Annotated in this window: 15 protein-coding genes; 4 read left to right on the top strand and 11 right to left on the bottom strand. The window is 55.0% G+C overall.

The genetic code is table 11. From position 1 onward, the window contains the following. Positions 1 to 82: 82 nt before the first annotated feature. From NYE69_RS23780 to NYE69_RS23795, 4 genes are all read right to left on the bottom strand, one after another. Positions 83 to 2,002 (bottom strand): helicase-associated domain-containing protein, encoded by a 1,920-nt coding sequence (locus NYE69_RS23780; protein WP_340928155.1) that lies wholly within the window; start codon positions 2,000 to 2,002, stop codon positions 83 to 85. Beyond that, the gene (locus NYE69_RS23785; RefSeq protein ID WP_340928156.1) at positions 1,999 to 3,690 is read right to left on the bottom strand and encodes a DNA repair helicase XPB; all 1,692 of its coding nucleotides are present in this window, start codon (positions 3,688 to 3,690) and stop codon (positions 1,999 to 2,001) included. The genes NYE69_RS23780 and NYE69_RS23785 overlap by 4 nt, the downstream gene beginning before the upstream one ends. 118 nt (positions 3,691 to 3,808) lie before the next feature. Further along, positions 3,809 to 4,228, bottom strand: a complete 420-nt coding sequence (locus NYE69_RS23790) for a CBS domain-containing protein (protein ID WP_340928157.1) — start codon at positions 4,226 to 4,228, stop codon at positions 3,809 to 3,811. Between the two features lie 46 nt (positions 4,229 to 4,274). Next, entirely contained in the window at positions 4,275 to 5,444 is a 1,170-nt protein-coding gene (locus tag NYE69_RS23795; protein ID WP_340928158.1) for an amidohydrolase, read from the bottom strand. 231 nt (positions 5,445 to 5,675) lie between these two features. Between NYE69_RS23795 and NYE69_RS23800 the strand changes: the two genes are divergently transcribed. Then, a complete protein-coding gene (locus NYE69_RS23800) occupies positions 5,676 to 6,017 on the top strand; it encodes a YugN family protein (protein WP_328270910.1) in 342 nt (113 codons plus the stop codon). Between the two features lie 12 nt (positions 6,018 to 6,029). Beyond that, entirely contained in the window at positions 6,030 to 7,274 is a 1,245-nt protein-coding gene (gene ftsW / locus NYE69_RS23805; protein ID WP_340928159.1) for a putative lipid II flippase FtsW, read from the top strand. Positions 7,275 to 7,420: 146 nt separating this feature from the next. Here ftsW and NYE69_RS23810 read toward each other — a convergent pair whose 3' ends face one another. Beyond that, positions 7,421 to 7,783, bottom strand: coding sequence for an Asp23/Gls24 family envelope stress response protein (locus NYE69_RS23810; RefSeq protein WP_036621562.1), 363 nt, complete (start codon positions 7,781 to 7,783; stop codon positions 7,421 to 7,423). A 167-nt stretch (positions 7,784 to 7,950) separates the two neighbouring features. Between NYE69_RS23810 and cax the strand changes: the two genes are divergently transcribed. Next, positions 7,951 to 9,024 (top strand): calcium/proton exchanger, encoded by a 1,074-nt coding sequence (gene cax / locus NYE69_RS23815; RefSeq protein WP_340928161.1) that lies wholly within the window; start codon positions 7,951 to 7,953, stop codon positions 9,022 to 9,024. Positions 9,025 to 9,142: 118 nt separating this feature from the next. Here the strand turns inward: cax and NYE69_RS23820 are convergent, their stop codons facing one another. From NYE69_RS23820 to NYE69_RS23840, 5 genes are all read right to left on the bottom strand, one after another. Further along, positions 9,143 to 9,430: a YlaN family protein gene (locus NYE69_RS23820; protein ID WP_036621560.1), complete on the bottom strand. Its 288-nt coding sequence runs from the start codon at positions 9,428 to 9,430 to the stop codon at positions 9,143 to 9,145. Between the two features lie 155 nt (positions 9,431 to 9,585). After that, positions 9,586 to 9,831, bottom strand: a complete 246-nt coding sequence (locus NYE69_RS23825; protein WP_036621558.1) for an HPr family phosphocarrier protein — start codon at positions 9,829 to 9,831, stop codon at positions 9,586 to 9,588. Between the two features lie 82 nt (positions 9,832 to 9,913). Further along, the gene (locus NYE69_RS23830; protein ID WP_036621556.1) at positions 9,914 to 11,029 is read right to left on the bottom strand and encodes an aminopeptidase; all 1,116 of its coding nucleotides are present in this window, start codon (positions 11,027 to 11,029) and stop codon (positions 9,914 to 9,916) included. 138 nt (positions 11,030 to 11,167) lie between these two features. Next, positions 11,168 to 12,004, bottom strand: a complete 837-nt coding sequence (locus tag NYE69_RS23835; protein WP_340928162.1) for a hypothetical protein — start codon at positions 12,002 to 12,004, stop codon at positions 11,168 to 11,170. Positions 12,005 to 12,226: 222 nt separating this feature from the next. Next, complete coding sequence (locus NYE69_RS23840) at positions 12,227 to 14,200, bottom strand: sensor domain-containing diguanylate cyclase (RefSeq protein WP_340928163.1); 1,974 nt, start codon at positions 14,198 to 14,200, stop codon at positions 12,227 to 12,229. 435 nt (positions 14,201 to 14,635) lie between these two features. Between NYE69_RS23840 and rpsD the strand changes: the two genes are divergently transcribed. Further along, positions 14,636 to 15,235: a 30S ribosomal protein S4 gene (gene rpsD, locus NYE69_RS23845; RefSeq protein ID WP_036621550.1), complete on the top strand. Its 600-nt coding sequence runs from the start codon at positions 14,636 to 14,638 to the stop codon at positions 15,233 to 15,235. A 114-nt stretch (positions 15,236 to 15,349) separates the two neighbouring features. Here the strand turns inward: rpsD and NYE69_RS23850 are convergent, their stop codons facing one another. Continuing rightward, a complete protein-coding gene (locus tag NYE69_RS23850) occupies positions 15,350 to 16,378 on the bottom strand; it encodes a hypothetical protein (RefSeq protein ID WP_340928165.1) in 1,029 nt (342 codons plus the stop codon). Between the last annotated feature and the right edge of the window lie 20 nt (positions 16,379 to 16,398).

A 16,398-nucleotide genomic window follows, 5' to 3' on the forward strand; every position in this document is an offset into this window, starting at 1 on the left:
TTATTATCCACCCGAGGTAGACGACATAATCATATCATAATCCGGCAATAAGAAGAAGAGGTTCATCCTTCTAATCCCCGCTTTACCGGGCAATTTCGGGCAAGATCAGCCGCATGGCCCGCCAGTCCCCGGGGGACAGCCACAGCTCGCTTTCCTCGCCCCGCCCCTCTCCCGAAGGGGAGGGAAACGTGCGAACCTTGACGCTCCATTCCTCATCGCCGCGCAGTTCCAGAGGCAGGCAGAGAACCGTTTCCCCGCCGATTTGCAAGGCGATCTTCGTTTGCCAGCCTTTTGCCTGGGCGATGATTTGGCGTGCCGTTGAATGGTGGTAGGCTCTCAGTTCCTTCCACCAGATCGGCGGCAGCTCCCGAAGTCCGGGGAAAAGCTGTCCGTCGTCGGGAAGCTCGTCATTAGGCTCGTAAAAATGCAAATCCGTTCCTTGGTAAATCCAGCCTTGTCCGCCCGTTCCCTCCAGCCAGCCGAAAACGGAGGCATCCGCAGGCGGGGAATTCCGGCCCGTCAGCCGCGGATAATCCGGCTCCGCCTCGGCAGACCGGCGGCCCGGCGGCGCGAGCCGTTCGGCCGCCAGCGCCTTCCGCACCTCCGCCTCACGCTCCGCGTTAACGATAAAATCCAGCGGCCCGATCCGCTCAACCGTGCCATGCAGCGCGGAAAGCGAAGCGATTCTGTCGGCCGCGCCGGCGTCGGCACAGCGCAGCAGCAGCACTTCGGCAAACGACGTCCGGCCGATTTCACTTCCCCACTGCTCGAGCGCATTCAGCACCGGCTCCGGGACGAAGGCGGCATGCCCGGTCAAGAAGGCGGACACCTCCTCCGGTGTGCGGCCGTAGCGGGACGCCCCTTCGACGCTCGCCCGGGTCAACCGGTACACGCTCATTACATCCGTCGCAACGTGCTCACAGCAGGCTTCAAGCTCGAACCGCACCGAAAAAGCGACGTCCGGCGGCACGAGAATTTCAAAATCGGGCTGGACGATGATTTTTCCCGGAGCAGCCTTCGGTTCATACGCCGTGCCTTCATATGAAGCAGCGGGCTCGTCCCGCCCGACCCGCCAGCGAAACATGAGACCGTCTTCCGGATCTTCCCCGAGATCCAGCCAGCCAAAGCCCGCGCACGCCTCCAGCCAGCTGCCGATCCAATCCTGGCGTTCGCGGGGAAGCGGGCCGGCCAGTATTCCCTGATCCAGCAGCGTGCCCAGCAGCTCCTCAAGCGAATACCACTCCCCCGCCTGCAAATCCGCTGCGGCCAGGCGCAAAACAACATGCGCCGTCCCCGGCTCCGCCGGAACGTAGCGCTGCAGGGCGTGGCGAATCAGCACCCGATTCATCGATGTGACGTCCAAAGCGAGCCAGGCCGCCAGCGCCCGGTCGTTCAGGCGCCAAGCCGCCCGCTCTTTGGCGATCAGCCCCAGCGCCTGCAGCAGGTCAAGCACAACGGCCAGCTGCGGCGAATACACGTCGGCATGCGGATACTTTAGTCCCAGGCCGGCCACATCCCGTTCGGCCAGCAGCAGGCGGCCCGTCAGCTTGCCGAGCTCCTTTTGGTGGATCGTTCCTTTGGCCGTCAACTTCAAGCCGTTTCCGGCGATATAGGTTAGCGCCCGGAACAGGTCGAACGCAAGTCCGGCTTTGGCTTCCCGCAGCAACCTGGCCGGTCCCCCGGACAGCGGTTTCAAGGCCGGATACCCCCACACGCGCTGCCGCTGCAAAGACATGTCCAACGGCAAATAATACAACCTCTCGCCCCAAGCTTTGCGAACGGCCTTGATATCGCCCCGGCGCAATAATGCCGGCATCGCCGCGCGCAGCTCCGCTCCCGATACGCCGCCCGCGGCCGCCGAATCAACCTGCTCCAGCTTAAACGGCTGCCCGGCAAATCGGTAAAACAATAAGCGCAGCGCCCGCTCCGCGGACGAAGGCAGCGGCGGCTGCTTGGCATCGCCATTCCAGGCCGCCGAATGATTCGCTTGTGGACCCGTCATGCTTCAAACACCTCCCGCTCCCGCCGCACGGCGTATTCGTAGCCCTGCTCCAGCAGGAACAACTGGCGGCGCAGGGCGAAATCCTGCTCGCGCGTATTCTCCGACACAAGCGTGTAGAAGTAGGCGCGGACGCCGTCGCTTTTCGGGCGCAAAATCCGCCCGAGCCGCTGGGCCTCTTCCTGGCGCGAGCCGAAGCTTCCGGAAATTTGGATGGCCACGGAAGCATCGGGCAGATCGACGGCGAAATTGGCCACCTTGGAGACGGCCAGGACGGGAAGCTCCCCTTGACGAAACGCCCCAAACAGCTTGCTCCGTTCCGTTTGCGGCATGCTGCCGGTAATGAGGGGAACGCCGAGTTCGGCGGCTATGCGTTTCAATTGTTCCAGGTACTGCCCGATGATCAAAATTTGCCGATCCCCATGCCGCTCAAGCAGTTGCTTTATAACGGCCAATTTCTCCGGGTTTTCCGCGGCCATGCGGAATTTTTCCTTCCCTTCGGCCCGGGCGTATTTTTCCTGATAATCGCCTTGCATCGGCACGCGGATCTCCTGGCAATCGACGCGGGCGATAAACCCGGTTTCCTCCAGATCTCTCCACGGCACGTCGTACCGCTTCGGCCCGATCAGCGAAAACACGTCGCGTTCGCAGCCGTCCTCGCGGACCAGCGTAGCGGTAAGCCCGAGCCTGCGGGTCGCCTGTATCTCGGCGGTCGCCCGGAAAATCGGGGCCGGAAGAAGATGAACTTCATCGTAAATAATCAAGCCCCAATCCCGTTCGTTGAAAAGCGACATATGCTTGAAGCCCTCCTCCTTCCGGTTCCGGTGGGTCAATATTTGATAAGTTGAGACGGTGACGGGCTTCACCTGCTTTTTCTCCCCCGAATATTCCCCGACCGCTTCGGGAGACAGGGTCGTTTTGTTGATAACTTCGGAAATCCACTGGCGCACCGAAGTAACGTTGGAAGTCAAAATCAGCGTTTCGCACTGAAACCGCGCCATCGCCGCCAGCCCGACCACGGTTTTTCCCGCTCCGCAAGGCAGGACGACAACGCCGCTTCCGCCGTCCCCTTTGTGCCCCGCAAAAGCCTCAACCGCCCCAAACTGGTAAGGTCTCAGCCGAAACGGCCTGCCATCCGGCAGCGATGGACATAGCGTAAAGCTCATCGCCCTTCCGCTGTGGTATCCGGCTTCGTCCAAAACGGGATAACCGAGCCGGGCCAACTCCCGCTTAAGCGGCCCGCGGTACTTTGCCTCCAGCCGCACCCTGCGGGCGCCGGCCGACGACGGCTTCCCGCCCGGAAGCGCAACCTGGCCGATGAGTTCATCCAGCAAGCCGTCTTCCCGGCTCAGGTTTTCCAGCTCGATCAGTTCGGGATTTTCCATCACGGGATACAGCCTTAAAGCGCCGTATCTGGACATCCATTTGCGGATGTCGAGGGCGGCGCCTGCGGGCAAATCCCAGCGCGCCACCGAGCGCAGCCGCCCGATGACCGCCTCCGCGTCCAGTCCGCCGGCCGCGGCATTCCATAAAGTAAGCGGAGTAATCCGGTATGTATGATAAACAGCAGGGCTTTTCACCAATTCGGCAAACGCGGACAATATCTCCCGAGCGGCTGCAAAACCCGGATGCTCCTTCTCCAGCAGCACGGTTAAATCGCGCTGAACGATACAAGCTCCCGCTTCGTTCACAAGTTGTTCCTCCTTTCGTGCCGTACGCTTAGGTACGGGCAAAAAAAGAGAAGTCCGCTTGCTTAAGGCCCGCGAACTTCTCCCGGATGTGTCCGGCCGCCGCTTAGGGTCCGGCCGATTAATGCACCCGCTCCGATATTTCCGACAGCGCTTCTCCGGCATTGTCCGCAAAAATATTGTGCACGGCCAAATCGCCGATCGATACGATGCCGATGAGCCGGTCGCCCTCGGTGACCGGCAGGCGCCGGATCTGCTGTTCGGCCATGAGCTCCGCGGCTTCGTCCACGGACATTTCGCGCGATGCCGTTTTGATCCCGCGGGTCATGATCTCATCGACGGCCGTGGAATTCGGGCGTTTCTCCGCCATGCAGCGAATGACCAAATCGCGGTCGGTGATGACGCCGAGCAGCTTGTCGCCTTCGACGACGGGAATAAAACCGGTATCGTTCTCTTTCATTTTAACGGCAACCTCATAGATGTTATCCCGGACGGTTACGGTAACGACTTCGTCCGTCATGATATCGGCTACTTTTCTCACTATAAAATCCCTCCTTCGGATATAGAATTCCAAAGCGGGAAAACAATTATGCATGCTCCTGCTGATACGATTCCGCCATCGCGATCAGCAGACCGGCCGCATGGAGCATGGCGTCTTCGTCAATATCGAACTTCGGATGATGATGCGGGTAAACGGCCTCCTTCTCAGGGTTCCCCGCACCGACGAACATAAAACAGCCCGGAACCTTCTGCAGGTAATAGGCAAAATCCTCGGCGGGCATAATGGGGGGCGACTTCTCCGCGCGAAGTCCAAACACCCCCGGAGCCTCGGCAAAAAAACGCCTTGTTTCCTTCTCATCGTTAACGAGGCTGGGATAACCCATCATATAGGTGATGTTGGCTTTCGCCCCATAGGCTTTGGCCGTCCCCTCGGCAAGAGCGTGGATCCGCTCGCGGATCAGTTCCCGCGACTCCTCGCTGAAGCAGCGGACCGTTCCCGCCAGTTTGCAGCGGTCGGCAATAACGTTTTGCGCCGTCCCGCCCTGGATCGATCCGATCGTCACGACGGCCGGGTCGAGCGGGTTCACGGAGCGGCTGACGACGCTTTGCAGCTGCAGCACCAGCGCCGAGGCCGCAACGACGCTGTCGACCGTTTTATGCGGCATTCCGCCATGTCCGCCTAGCCCCTGCATCTCGATGAAAAACTCATCGGTCGAAGCCATCAGCGGCCCCGCAGCGCTTGCCGCCGTTCCCACAGGAATCGGCGTCCACAGGTGCACGCCGTAAATGACGTCCACGCCGTCCAGCGACCCGGCCTCGATCATCGCCTTCGCTCCGCCGGGGCAGGTCTCCTCCGCCGGCTGGAACAGCAGGCGGATTTCCCCGCGCAGCTGCGGGCGAATCCGGCTGAAATATTCCGCGACCGCAAGCAGCGCCGCCGTATGCCCGTCGTGGCCGCAGGCGTGCATGACGCCGGGCACCTCGGAGGCGTATTCGCAGCTTTTTTCGTCCTGAATCGGCAGGGCGTCCATATCGGCCCGCAGGGCAACGGTCTTGCCCGGCAGCCCGCCGCGGATTTTGCCGACCACGCCAAAACCGCCCACGTTCACGATGGTTTCGACCCCAAGCTCCCTCAGCTTCTCCGCAGCGAATCCCGAGGTCTCCTTCTCCTGATAAGACAGCTCGGGATGACGGTGCAAATGCCTGCGCCGTTCCACCATGGCCGGAAACAACGCGCGTACAACGTCCTCTTCCATGGTCTTTCACTCCTCTTCACCCAGGTACCGTTTCTTTAGCCTGCAAAGCCGGCCCGAATGGAATCTAGCTCTATTGTAGCAGAAAAAGGAAAGCGGAATCACTCCAGGATAACGAAACCGTCCTTAAGGCAGCGTTTTCCCGCGCTTGCACAAGCGGTGGAAACATAATATCATGGGGTAGAGAATCAATCGAATTTGTTGAAAAGTCATAATTAAGGGGGCATTTCTTGCATGATCGTGGAAAATAGCGGTTTGAACGGATTAAAAAGCGATTTGGCTTATTTAGACGAATCCGCTGAAAAGGTCGGATTTGTGCGCTGGCAATGGGAATATTACCGGGCTACATACGACTATAAAATCGAACACAACAACGACGAATATTACCTGCGCATCAACACGCGCGCGGTAGAGGGCAAATTGGAGCGTCCGGACACGGTCCTGGCTATTGAAGCGGTCTACATGGGGCGGGCCACTTTCCCGCACGGGCTGGAATACGAATCGGAAATTCCCGCGACGGTGATGAAAACCGCAACCCATAAATTGACCGAATTGAAGGAACTTCTTGGGGCTTAAGGCGGCAAGCCTATGAGAGGCGAAACGGATAAACCCAGACGCGGGGCCCCGGATTTCCAATTGCTCATCCTCACCCTGCTGCTGGTGGGGTTCGGGATCGTCATGGTGTTCAGCTCCAGCTCCAGCATTACGCTGATCGACGCAAAATTCGGAAACGATCCTATGTATTTTACGAAACGGCAGATCATTTTTGCCTGTCTCGGCCTGGTTTTCATGTTCGTTACGATGAACATCCGTTATGACAAATACAAAAAACTGTTCGTGCCCGTGTTTATTTTGGCTATTATGATGCTTGTGCTCGTTCCCATAATCGGCGACAAAAGAAACGGTGCGACGAGTTGGTTCGCCATCGGCACGCTGGGGATTCAACCGACGGAGCTGGCCAAAATCACGACGATTTTATACTTGGCCGCCTTGATCTCGAAAAAAGGCGAACGCTTCCGGGATCTAAGGACCGGGTACATCCCGGTTATGGTCATCGTTGGCTTTGTCGCCGGTCTGATCATGCTGCAGCCCGACTTCGGCTCCTGCATGATCCTCGTCGCCACCGCCGGGCTGATTATTTTCGCCGGGGGCGCAAACCTGAAGCACATCCTCGGTTCGATCGGACTACTCGTGCTTGGAGCCAGCATCGTGCTGGCCGCCGGAGCGCTGTGGGACAAAATTCACCCCAGCGAATCCGCGACAGATCAAGTTAACTACAAGGTGGGCCGGATTCAGGCCTATCTGGATCCGATGAAGGACCCCCTGGGAAACGGCTATAATCTGCTCCAATCGCTTACGGCCATCGGGCACGGGGGACCTACGGGAACCGGCTTCGGACAAGGCATTCAAAAGCTGCACTATTTGCCCAACGCGTACAACGATTTTATTTTTTCCGTGATTGGCGAAGAGTTCGGTTTTATCGGCACGCTGCTTTTCCTGCTGTTTTACGTTTATTTCATCTGGCGAGGCCTGCTTATTTCGCTGCGCTGCCAAAGTACGTTCGGTACGTTGACCGGCGTCGGCATCATGGGGCTTATCGCCATTCAGGCTTTCATCAATATCGGCGGGGTTACGAACACCATCCCCATGACCGGGGTAACGCTGCCGTTCATCAGCTACGGGGGCTCTTCCCTGCTGGCCATGATGATGTCCATGGGCATCTTGCTGAGCATCTCGCGCGAATCGACGCTGCCGGCAAAACAGGAGCGGACCAAATCGGTTGTCGTCAGGGAATCGGCCGTATACGACTTTCGGAGCCGGCGGCAAATTTAAATAGCGAATTTCTCGCATCAAAAAGGGGTTGCCCAAGCAGCGAAACTGCTTTGGGGCAACCCCTTTTTCTATGCCAGCTTATGTTGCGGTTAATTCGAGACCCAAGTCCGAACCCTTATATTACTGCAGAAGGTCGAAAAAATCGATTACATCTCGTCATCTTTAAACGCTACGCCTTCGACTTTCACATTGACTTCCACAATTTTAAGCCCCGTCATACTCTCTACCGCTTCACGAACATTTTGCTGAAGCATCCGGCATACCTCGTGAATCGGCGTCTCGTACAGGACGATAATCCTTAGGTCAATCGCCGCCTCCAATTGACCGACTTCCACCGTGACGCCTTTTTGCACATTTTTGCCGCTTAACCGTTTCGCCCAGCCTTCAGACAGCCCGCCGGACATCGCTGCAATTCCCGGTGTCTCCAGGGCCGCCATTCCGGCAATTTTCGCAACGACGTCATCCGCAATCCGAATCAGCCCATTTTCCAACTGCAGTTGTTCGGTCATGGTCATACCTCCTTCAACCTCATTAATTTCATTGTAAATGGTAAGTCGCTTTAAAGCAAATGTAGACTCGCTAATTATTTTTGATTTATAATTTTCGCGTTATTGGTTATATTTAGTTAGAATTGTTAATTCGGAACCCGACAATTTATTACAAATTGAGGTGGATTATGAGAAAGTTTGCGACCCCATTTTTGCTCATCCTTTTCTTTGTACTAAGCGCCATCGGGCATTTTGCGCATTGGCCGGCGACGCTGGAGTTCATCATTTCCGCGATCGCCGTTATTTTCGTGGCCGGCTTCCTGGGAAAAGCGACGGAAAGCGTGGCCCATTACGCCGGACAGCGCCTCGGCGGTTTTCTAAACGCCACCTTCGGCAACGCGGCCGAACTCATTATCGCTATTTTGCTCGTCAAAGAAGGCTTGTTCGATATGGTGAAGGCCAGCATTACCGGCTCGATCATCGGCAACCTGCTGCTCGTGTTGGGGGCGAGCCTGCTTGCGGGCGGTCTGAAGCATAAGGTGCAAAAATACAATCTGGCCTTGGCCAATATGAGCGGTTCACTAATGATCGTGGCGATCATCGCGCTGTTCGTTCCGGCGGTATTTCTGCAAACCCATGTACTGCATGAGGAGGACCGTACCACGTTAAGCCTGGTCGTCGCCGGCATCCTCATCGCCGCCTACTTGCTTTGGCTTGTTTTCTCCATGATCACTCACAAAAGCTATTTGGCGGATATTACCGAAGATGGCGATGAGCTGCCGGGCGAGCACGAGCATGATCCGGCCTGGTCGAGGGGAAGATCCATCCTGTATTTGATTCTAGCCACCGTTATGGTCGCTTTCGTCAGCGAATGGCTGGTGCACACGCTGGATACCTTCTCGGCCAAGTTCGGGCTGAGCGAACTTTTCGTCGGGGCCTTCGTGGTGGCGATCGTGGGCAATGCCGCCGAACACAGCGCCGCCATCATGCTCGCTTTGAAAAACAAAATCGGAGCGGCCGTGGAGATTGCCGTCGGCAGCAGCTTGCAGATTGCCCTGTTCGTCGCGCCGGTGCTGGTCTTCGTCAGCCATCTGTTCGGCCGGCCCATGGATATCGTGTTTACGGTCATTGAACTGGCGGCGATCGGCGTATCCGTATTTATCGCCAAATCGATTACGCAGGACGGTCAAACCAACTGGTATGAAGGCTTGCTCCTGCTCGCCGTATACGCGATTCTCGGCGTTTCCTTTTACCTCGTGTAGAACACTTGGCCCCCTGCATAACTTATTTGCCGCAGAAAAAACAAGCGTATGGCCGAAAATTTCCGGATCATACGCTTGTATTTTGTCTGATGAGCTATATGCATGCCTGGCCTGCAGGTCACTTTTTCTTGTTCATGGCTTCATAAAGCGAGGCAAGATTCCGTTCCAATCTGCTTATAATTTGCTTGCCGACCATTTCCTCAATCAGTCCAACGCGAATCGCGTAATCCACCTGCCTTGAGAATCCATACATCTGGGTGTCCAGCACTTCCTCATAGAGAGGGCAGTAACGTGTGGCCAAGTTCTCCATCTGTACTTCAATCAGCTTCTCTATTTTATCTGCATCTTCCTGCAGAAGATTAAGTGCTTTCAGGTTCAGTTGCTCCTGTAACTCAGATGAAGTCATGCTTCTTCCCCCCTATGTCCAATGTTCCTTTCACAGCTACTCTATTCCTAATATTAGACGAAATCGAGGGCCAATACAAGAACCTGCGGGAAACAAACTCTATCATTGTAAAAAGACACCCCCGCCAAACGGCAGGAGTGTCTTTCCCATTTCGATTAATCTTCTACCAATTTTACATTCAAGCCGTGCTTGGCGAAAACTTCGCTCATCGCTTTTTTCGCTTCATCGGCGTCCGGTCCGTGAACGTGGAGCTCATAGCTCATTGTATTCACCAGTGTAGTGAAAAGGCCGAGGATACTTTTTACGTCGATGTACTTGTTGTCAGCTTGGAGCACGATGGAAGAAGTAAACTTGCCCGCCGCTTGGGCAATTTCAACTACCGCTTCATTGTTCGTGGCCATAGGGATCCCTCCGTGATTAACATTGAAAATAACATACTTCAATCATACATTGAATCCGCTTTCCAAGCAAGGATTTTCCTCGTTATTTCAAGTTTTCCGGATTTAACGCCGCAAGCTCCGGAAGCACGAAAATACCGTCTTTGCGGATCAGCACGTCATCGAAGTAAATTTCCCCGCCGCCGTAGTCCGGACGCTGAATCAGCACCAGATCCCAATGGATCGAGGAGCGGTTGCCGTTATCCGTTTCATCGTAAGCCTGGCCCGGCGTAAAGTGCAGGCTGCCGGCGATTTTCTCGTCAAACAATATATCCTTCATCGGATGCAGGATGTACGGATTGAAGCCGATCGCAAATTCCCCGATGTATCTTGCCCCTTCGTCGGAATCGAGAATTTCGTTTAAGCGTTTCGTATCGTTGCCGGTCGCTTCGACGATTTTGCCGTTTTCAAAACGGAACTTGATGTTTTCGAACGTAACGCCGTTGTACAGCGTCGCCGCGTTGTAGCTGATCGTTCCGTTCACGGAATCGCGCACAGGGGCGGTGTATACTTCGCCGTCCGGAATGTTTTTCTGGCCGGAGCATTTCTCGGCGCCGATGTTTTTGATCGAAAAGGTCAGGTCCGTTCCCGGGCCGGCAATGCGCACCTTATCCGTGCGCTTCATCAGATCGGCCAGCGCGTCCTGAGCCCGGTCCATCTTGGCGTAATCGAGATTGCAGACGTTGAAATAAAAATCTTCAAACGCCTCTGTGCTCGTGTTGGCCAGTTGAGCCATGCTGGCGTTCGGATAGCGGAGCACGACCCACTTCGTCTTCTTGACCCGCTGTTCGCTATGTACGGGATGGGAATACAGCGAATTGTACAGCTTCATTTTGTCTTCAGGCACGTCGGACAAATCGTTGACGTTGGAGCCCGCCCGAATTCCGATATAACAGTCCATCATTTCCATCCGCTTCAAGTCGTATTCCGCCCACGTCTTCATGCTTTCCGCGGTGGCGTATTTCAACTGCGTCCGCTGAACGGTGCGGTCGGTTATTTCCACGAACGCGTTTCCGCCCCTTTTTCCCACTTCCTCAATAACCGCTTTTAACAAATCGCGCTCTTCGCCGATCATTTCAACCAGCACATTTTCTCCGGGCTGGACATCTACGGAGTAACCAACCAGGTTTTCCGCCAGTTTTTGTATTCTAGGATCTCGCATATGGCTTTCCCTCCTCAAAAATGGAGCGGGACTTCCCTTCGCCAAGAACGCATGCTCAAGGAACCCGCGTGTTAACCAATGGTTAATTCTTCTACTATTGTAGCACGGCCGTCACAGGAAGTCAGCCCGCCTCTAAGTCTACTTATAATTATCAAACCTGTTGTCCGTGCGCAGCACTTCCTGCTGGGGCAGTCCCTGCGGCGTCAAATATTTCAGCTTGGTCTCCGAGGTCAAACGGGATGGCAGCCCGGTTTTGCGGTTGATCGTCAGATGGTAAACCACGTTCGCCTCCATATCCTCAAGCATCCCGAGCAATTGCTCGCGCCCCGCCGACAAGATTGACGTAAGCCGGGCCCGTACATGACTTCTCCGGCTCGGGGAAACGGCCGCAAGCTTGCTGTCCAGATCCGCCCCAAGCAGGCTCATCTCCGCCAATAGCTCATCTTTTAACCGGATTCCGGCTTCACCGGGGTCCATTTCGATCCTCAGCACCTTGGTCCCGCGCGCCGCTCCGCTTTCCAGCGTAATTTTTTTCTTGACGGCATGGTGGATGTCCTCCAGTTGATCGAGCGGGTTCAAGCGGCTCATTCCATGCAGGAGAGCGCTGCTTTCGTTCGCCTGCAGCAGCCAGGTGCCGTTTTCCAGGCGGAGCTTCGCTTCGTACCCTGAGGCGGCGGTCAATCCGGCCGCGCGAAAGCGATCCTTGCCGCTCCGGGCCAATGAATCCGCGCTCATGCTCAGTTCGCGATGGTTGTTAAGCCGCCCCGTATAGCTGATGCTCTCTTCCGGCGTGCTGTGTTCTCCCCGCTGCAGCGAAGCAAGCCCGCGAAAGGTCAGGGCGTCGCAGCCCGCCAGCCCCGACCAGGTAAAGCCAAACCATTGGTCGCCGGTTTTCGGCTCGCCGCAAGCGGGCAAAACGGCTGCAAGCAAAAATATCCAAATCAGTTTCCGATAACCGGTAACTATTTTCAGCATATGCTTCCCGCGCCTCTCATTTTTGAAATTCGCCGCTGCCTAACGGCGGATTCAAAATTTGCATTCAGCAATATCCTGCCTCCGGCGCGGGAAATCTATGCGCAAAGGAAAAAGGTGTTCCGTTTGCGGACTTGCCGCCTTTCCCGGAACACCTCTTCATCTGGTATATTTCACACGGCCGCCCTAATCCGTACTTTCGTTAGTTCACCTTATATAGCTTCCTTACCCGATTTGCGTCTGGTTTCTCCCGTTGTTTTTGGCTTTGTAGAGCGCCATGTCCGCCTCATAAAAAAGCGACTCTACGCTGACCTTACCGTCTCCCTTCGTCCATTCGGCAATGCCGCACGACACCGTTACGGCGGGATCGGTATCCATTGCGGCGCGGAGGCGAATCGTCTCCGCGATCCGATAGGCATTTTCGGCGTCGGCCCCCGGCAGATATATGGCCAGTTCCTCGCCTCCCCAACGGGCGGCGATATCCGTTTTGCGGATCGAGCTTTTGACAATCGTGCATACCTGCTGAAGGATTTTATCCCCGGTCTGATGCCCGTAGGTGTCGTTGACCTGTTTAAACTGATCGATGTCGACGATGATCAACGAACCGTTGCTGTCTTTTTTCTGAAATTGCTGGATGGCTTCATCCACATAGTGGCGCGCGTAAAGTCCGGTCAGCATGTCCCTGTTGGCCATTCTCCGCACCTCGGCATGCAGCAGGGCGTTGGCGATGGCCAAACCGATATGCGAGGAAAGAACCTGCAGCAGTTTGTAATTGTCGTAGGAAAAATACCGCTCTTCCCGGTGAGCCAGCATAATCGCCCCGTTTACTTCCCCCCGGACGATCAGAGGAGCGGCAATCAGCGAGCACGCCTTCGTCTCTTCCATCATGCGGGAGGATACTTTGCCGTACGCTTGATAATCCGACAAAATGATCGGTTCCTGCGTGGAGCACACCAAACCGCAAAAACCGTAAGTATCCGGAAACGTCTGTTTCGAAAGGCCGGGCACATTCGTGGACATCACTTCAAATGTCCCGGTTTCTTTATGAAGCTGGGAAATACAGCAATACTCCGCCTGGAAAATGGAGAGCAGCTCATCGCCGGCAAATTGAAAAACCTCTTTCAGCCGCAAGCTTTGATTCAGCCGTTTGGTGAGCTCATTGATCAGCCGCAGCTCGTTGATCAGCAAATTGGACTGCTGGTACAGCTTGGCATTTTCAAAGGCGACCCCTGCCGTATCCGCCAGCATGCCGATGAGCTGCAGATCGAACTCATCGACTAAACCGCGCCGAATCAAGAGGCGAAACACGCCGTAGATCCCCTGCTTTCCGCCGAGCGGGGCGGCGATTTCAAGCAGCGGTTCTCCCGCGGGGCCATGCAGTTCCCGGGTGAGCATCCGGCCTTCCATAAACGCCTTGACGCAAAACCGCTCCCCGGGTCCCTGCAGCTGCAGCAGCTTTACCCGCGGATCGCGGCTTAAATCGTCCTGGGACATCAAAAGTTCAAGCCTGGCCTCCGGATACATGCCGGAAACTCGTTCAAACACTTCCGACAGGACGGAATCGACATCGATTTTGTCGTAAAGCTTCTGCACGGCCTGAAACAGCTTCGACCGGCGGTGCTCCTCGCGTTTGGCCCTCTGCTGAACGAGCAGCATGTCCGCGATGAACAAAGCTTCAAAAGCTTTGTAAAAACATGTCCGGAAATGCTGGGCAACCGCACGGATAAACAGCATGGCCGCCGCTCCCGCATATTCGGGGGCATTCGGCAGCCGGCAGCCGAACACGGCGAACATCCCCCCTTCCTTCCGCGTAAAGACAGGGGCGGCCGCATAAACGAATTTCCCGTGCGGAAGGACCGTTGGACCGGCAAGCTCAATGCTGCGGGATACGGTCCCGGCAATATAAGAGGCATCCATCCCTTCCTCGCCAGGCTCGTCCTCCCCCGTCCCTGAGATCACCAGGCCTCCGTCGTGGCGCGCGACAAAAAAGCGAGCTCCGCCCAGTTCGGCGATCTCGGTAGCATTTTGGCATAAGTCCTTGTAAGCTTGTAAAATAACCGGTTCAATATAGGGGTAATCGTAGGAGGTAATATCCAGCTGCTGCAGCCAATCTGCACAGCCTTCTTCCTGTTCCGGGCGCGGCAGCATTGAAGAAATGTTCATGTTCAACGTAGGATGTCCTCGGGATTGGTCTGCCATAGGAAAACTCCTTTATAGAGGTTGTTCAAAAAGCCGTTCAAATCCTGGCTTTTCGAACTCTCATTTATACCGCATGGCCAACGCCTTGTTGCAGTTATACTGACAGCTACCTGTATTTTACTATCTTCCCCATCGTTTTGCATCAAATTTTTAGGACAAAAGCCCTATCGACAAAAAAACTCCTTTTAAAACAATTTCCCCATCTTGACTTTAGGCATCCGTTTCATATAATATATATTGTTGATAAAGACTGGATAGAGTCTTGATTAGGGCGTAACGCATGCGAGCACCCTCTCGGTTTTTGTTGCTGACAGGACAGCGGCTGAACTTTCTTGTCAGTGAGCGTAATTATCATCTATCCTACGCTCAACAAACAAAACCCGCATAAGTAGAACCCTACGCGAAATTTCAAACACAAAGGAGTCTACCTATACAATGGCACGTTACACTGGTCCTAAATTTAAACTCAGCCGCCGCCTGGGCATTTCCTTGAGCGGTACAGGCAAAGATTTGAAACGCCCATTCCCTCCGGGACAACATGGTCCCAACCAACGCAGAAAAGTAAGCAACTACGGCGCACAGCTGCTCGAGAAACAAAAATTGCGCCATATGTACGGTTTGGGCGAGAAGCAATTCCGCACCCTGTTCGAGAAAGCGCAGAAACTTCCTGGTATCGCCGGCGAAAACTTCATGTTCCTGCTTGAAAGCCGTTTGGACAACCTCGTTTACCGTCTGGGCTTCGCCAACTCCCGCGCGGGAGCGCGCCAGTTGGTATCCCACGGCCACGTAACCGTCAACGGCAAGAAAGTGGACATCGCGTCTTTCCGCGTAAGCGTTGGCGACGTCATCAGCCTGCGTGAAAGAAGCCGCGGCCTTTCTTCCATCAAGGAAGCTTTGGAAAACCGCACGCATCTTCCGGCTTACCTGGAGTACAACGACACCGCCATGGAAGGCAAACTGATCCGTTTGCCTGAACGTTCGGAGCTGTCGCAAGACATCGACGAGAAGCAAATCGTCGAGTTCTACAACCGTTAAGATTTTGCTTACACGCAAAGGGCCCAAGTCGATGTCGACTCGGGCCCTTTGGCCGTATGTAAGGACGGCCTGCTTGCGGGCTAACGCGGGCAGAATCCCCATACTCCGTTTCTATTAATGTTCTATGACAAAAGAATGGAACTCGCCTTTGCTGTTAAAATACCCTTTTACCGCGGGCGAACCCTTTTTGCTAAAGACGACATACGGATACGTGTTGACATCCTTTAACTCCGCACCATACCCCGCCAAATCCAAGTTCATGATTTCCTTGGCTTGCTTTACGGCCGACTTCTTTAAATCGTCCAGAGTGTAAGATTTCACTTTATCTTGGATAGCCTTTGTTTCTTCGCCTGGGTTTTCTTTGCTTACATTGCCAAGCTCCTTAATCAAGGACAAATATCCCAGGTCGATGCCGAGCAGCCGGTTGGTCGTCTCTTCAATCTCCAGCTCAATATTGCCTTTATTGGTGGAGTACTCTAATTCATACACCTTCTTCTTGTTCGGCTTGAGACTGTAGTATATTCTCGGACTGCCCTTTGCCTTCGCTCCGACGCGGGAAAGCGCCTGGGCCGCCGCTTTTTGGATTGCCGCCGGCATCGATTTCAATGATCCGCCGCCGCTTTCCACTTTTCCGTCCACAAGGGTAATCCGCTCATTATTGCAAAAAGCCATGATATCGGTAGAACCGTCTTCCAAATAATTAACGTCCACACTCGTAAATCCGGAGGGCGTTTTTTGGTATAACTGCTTCCAGGCGCTGCTCAGCTTAGATTTCAGCGTATCGTTAAGTTGTGCGTATTTTAGATCAAGATAGACTCTAACCACTTTACCGTCAGGCTTCACATACACCGAACCGGCCAATTTGCCGTTTTTTTGCCAGGAAAGACTGACCGCCTCGCCGTTATATTCGGTCGTCTCCGCCTTGCTGAAGGAAACCGACCCCTTGGCATACTCTTTGAGCTTGGCCAGCGCGGCGTCGACCAGCTTCTTGTCCACATTTTTTATATTGACCGTTTGCTCCGTTTGTCCGGCTTCCGCCGCCGATGCCGCCTGTACCGTCCCGGTCGCGCCGATGGCTCCCGTGCCGGCAATGATCGCCGCCAGGGCGGCCGTGCTTACAACCTTGTAAAAACTGGATTTCATTTTATCTTCCCTTTCTCTTA

Source organism: Paenibacillus sp. FSL R5-0527 (assembly GCF_038008055.1).
In the GTDB taxonomy this organism is placed as follows: Bacteria; Bacillota; Bacilli; order Paenibacillales; family Paenibacillaceae; genus Fontibacillus; species Fontibacillus macerans.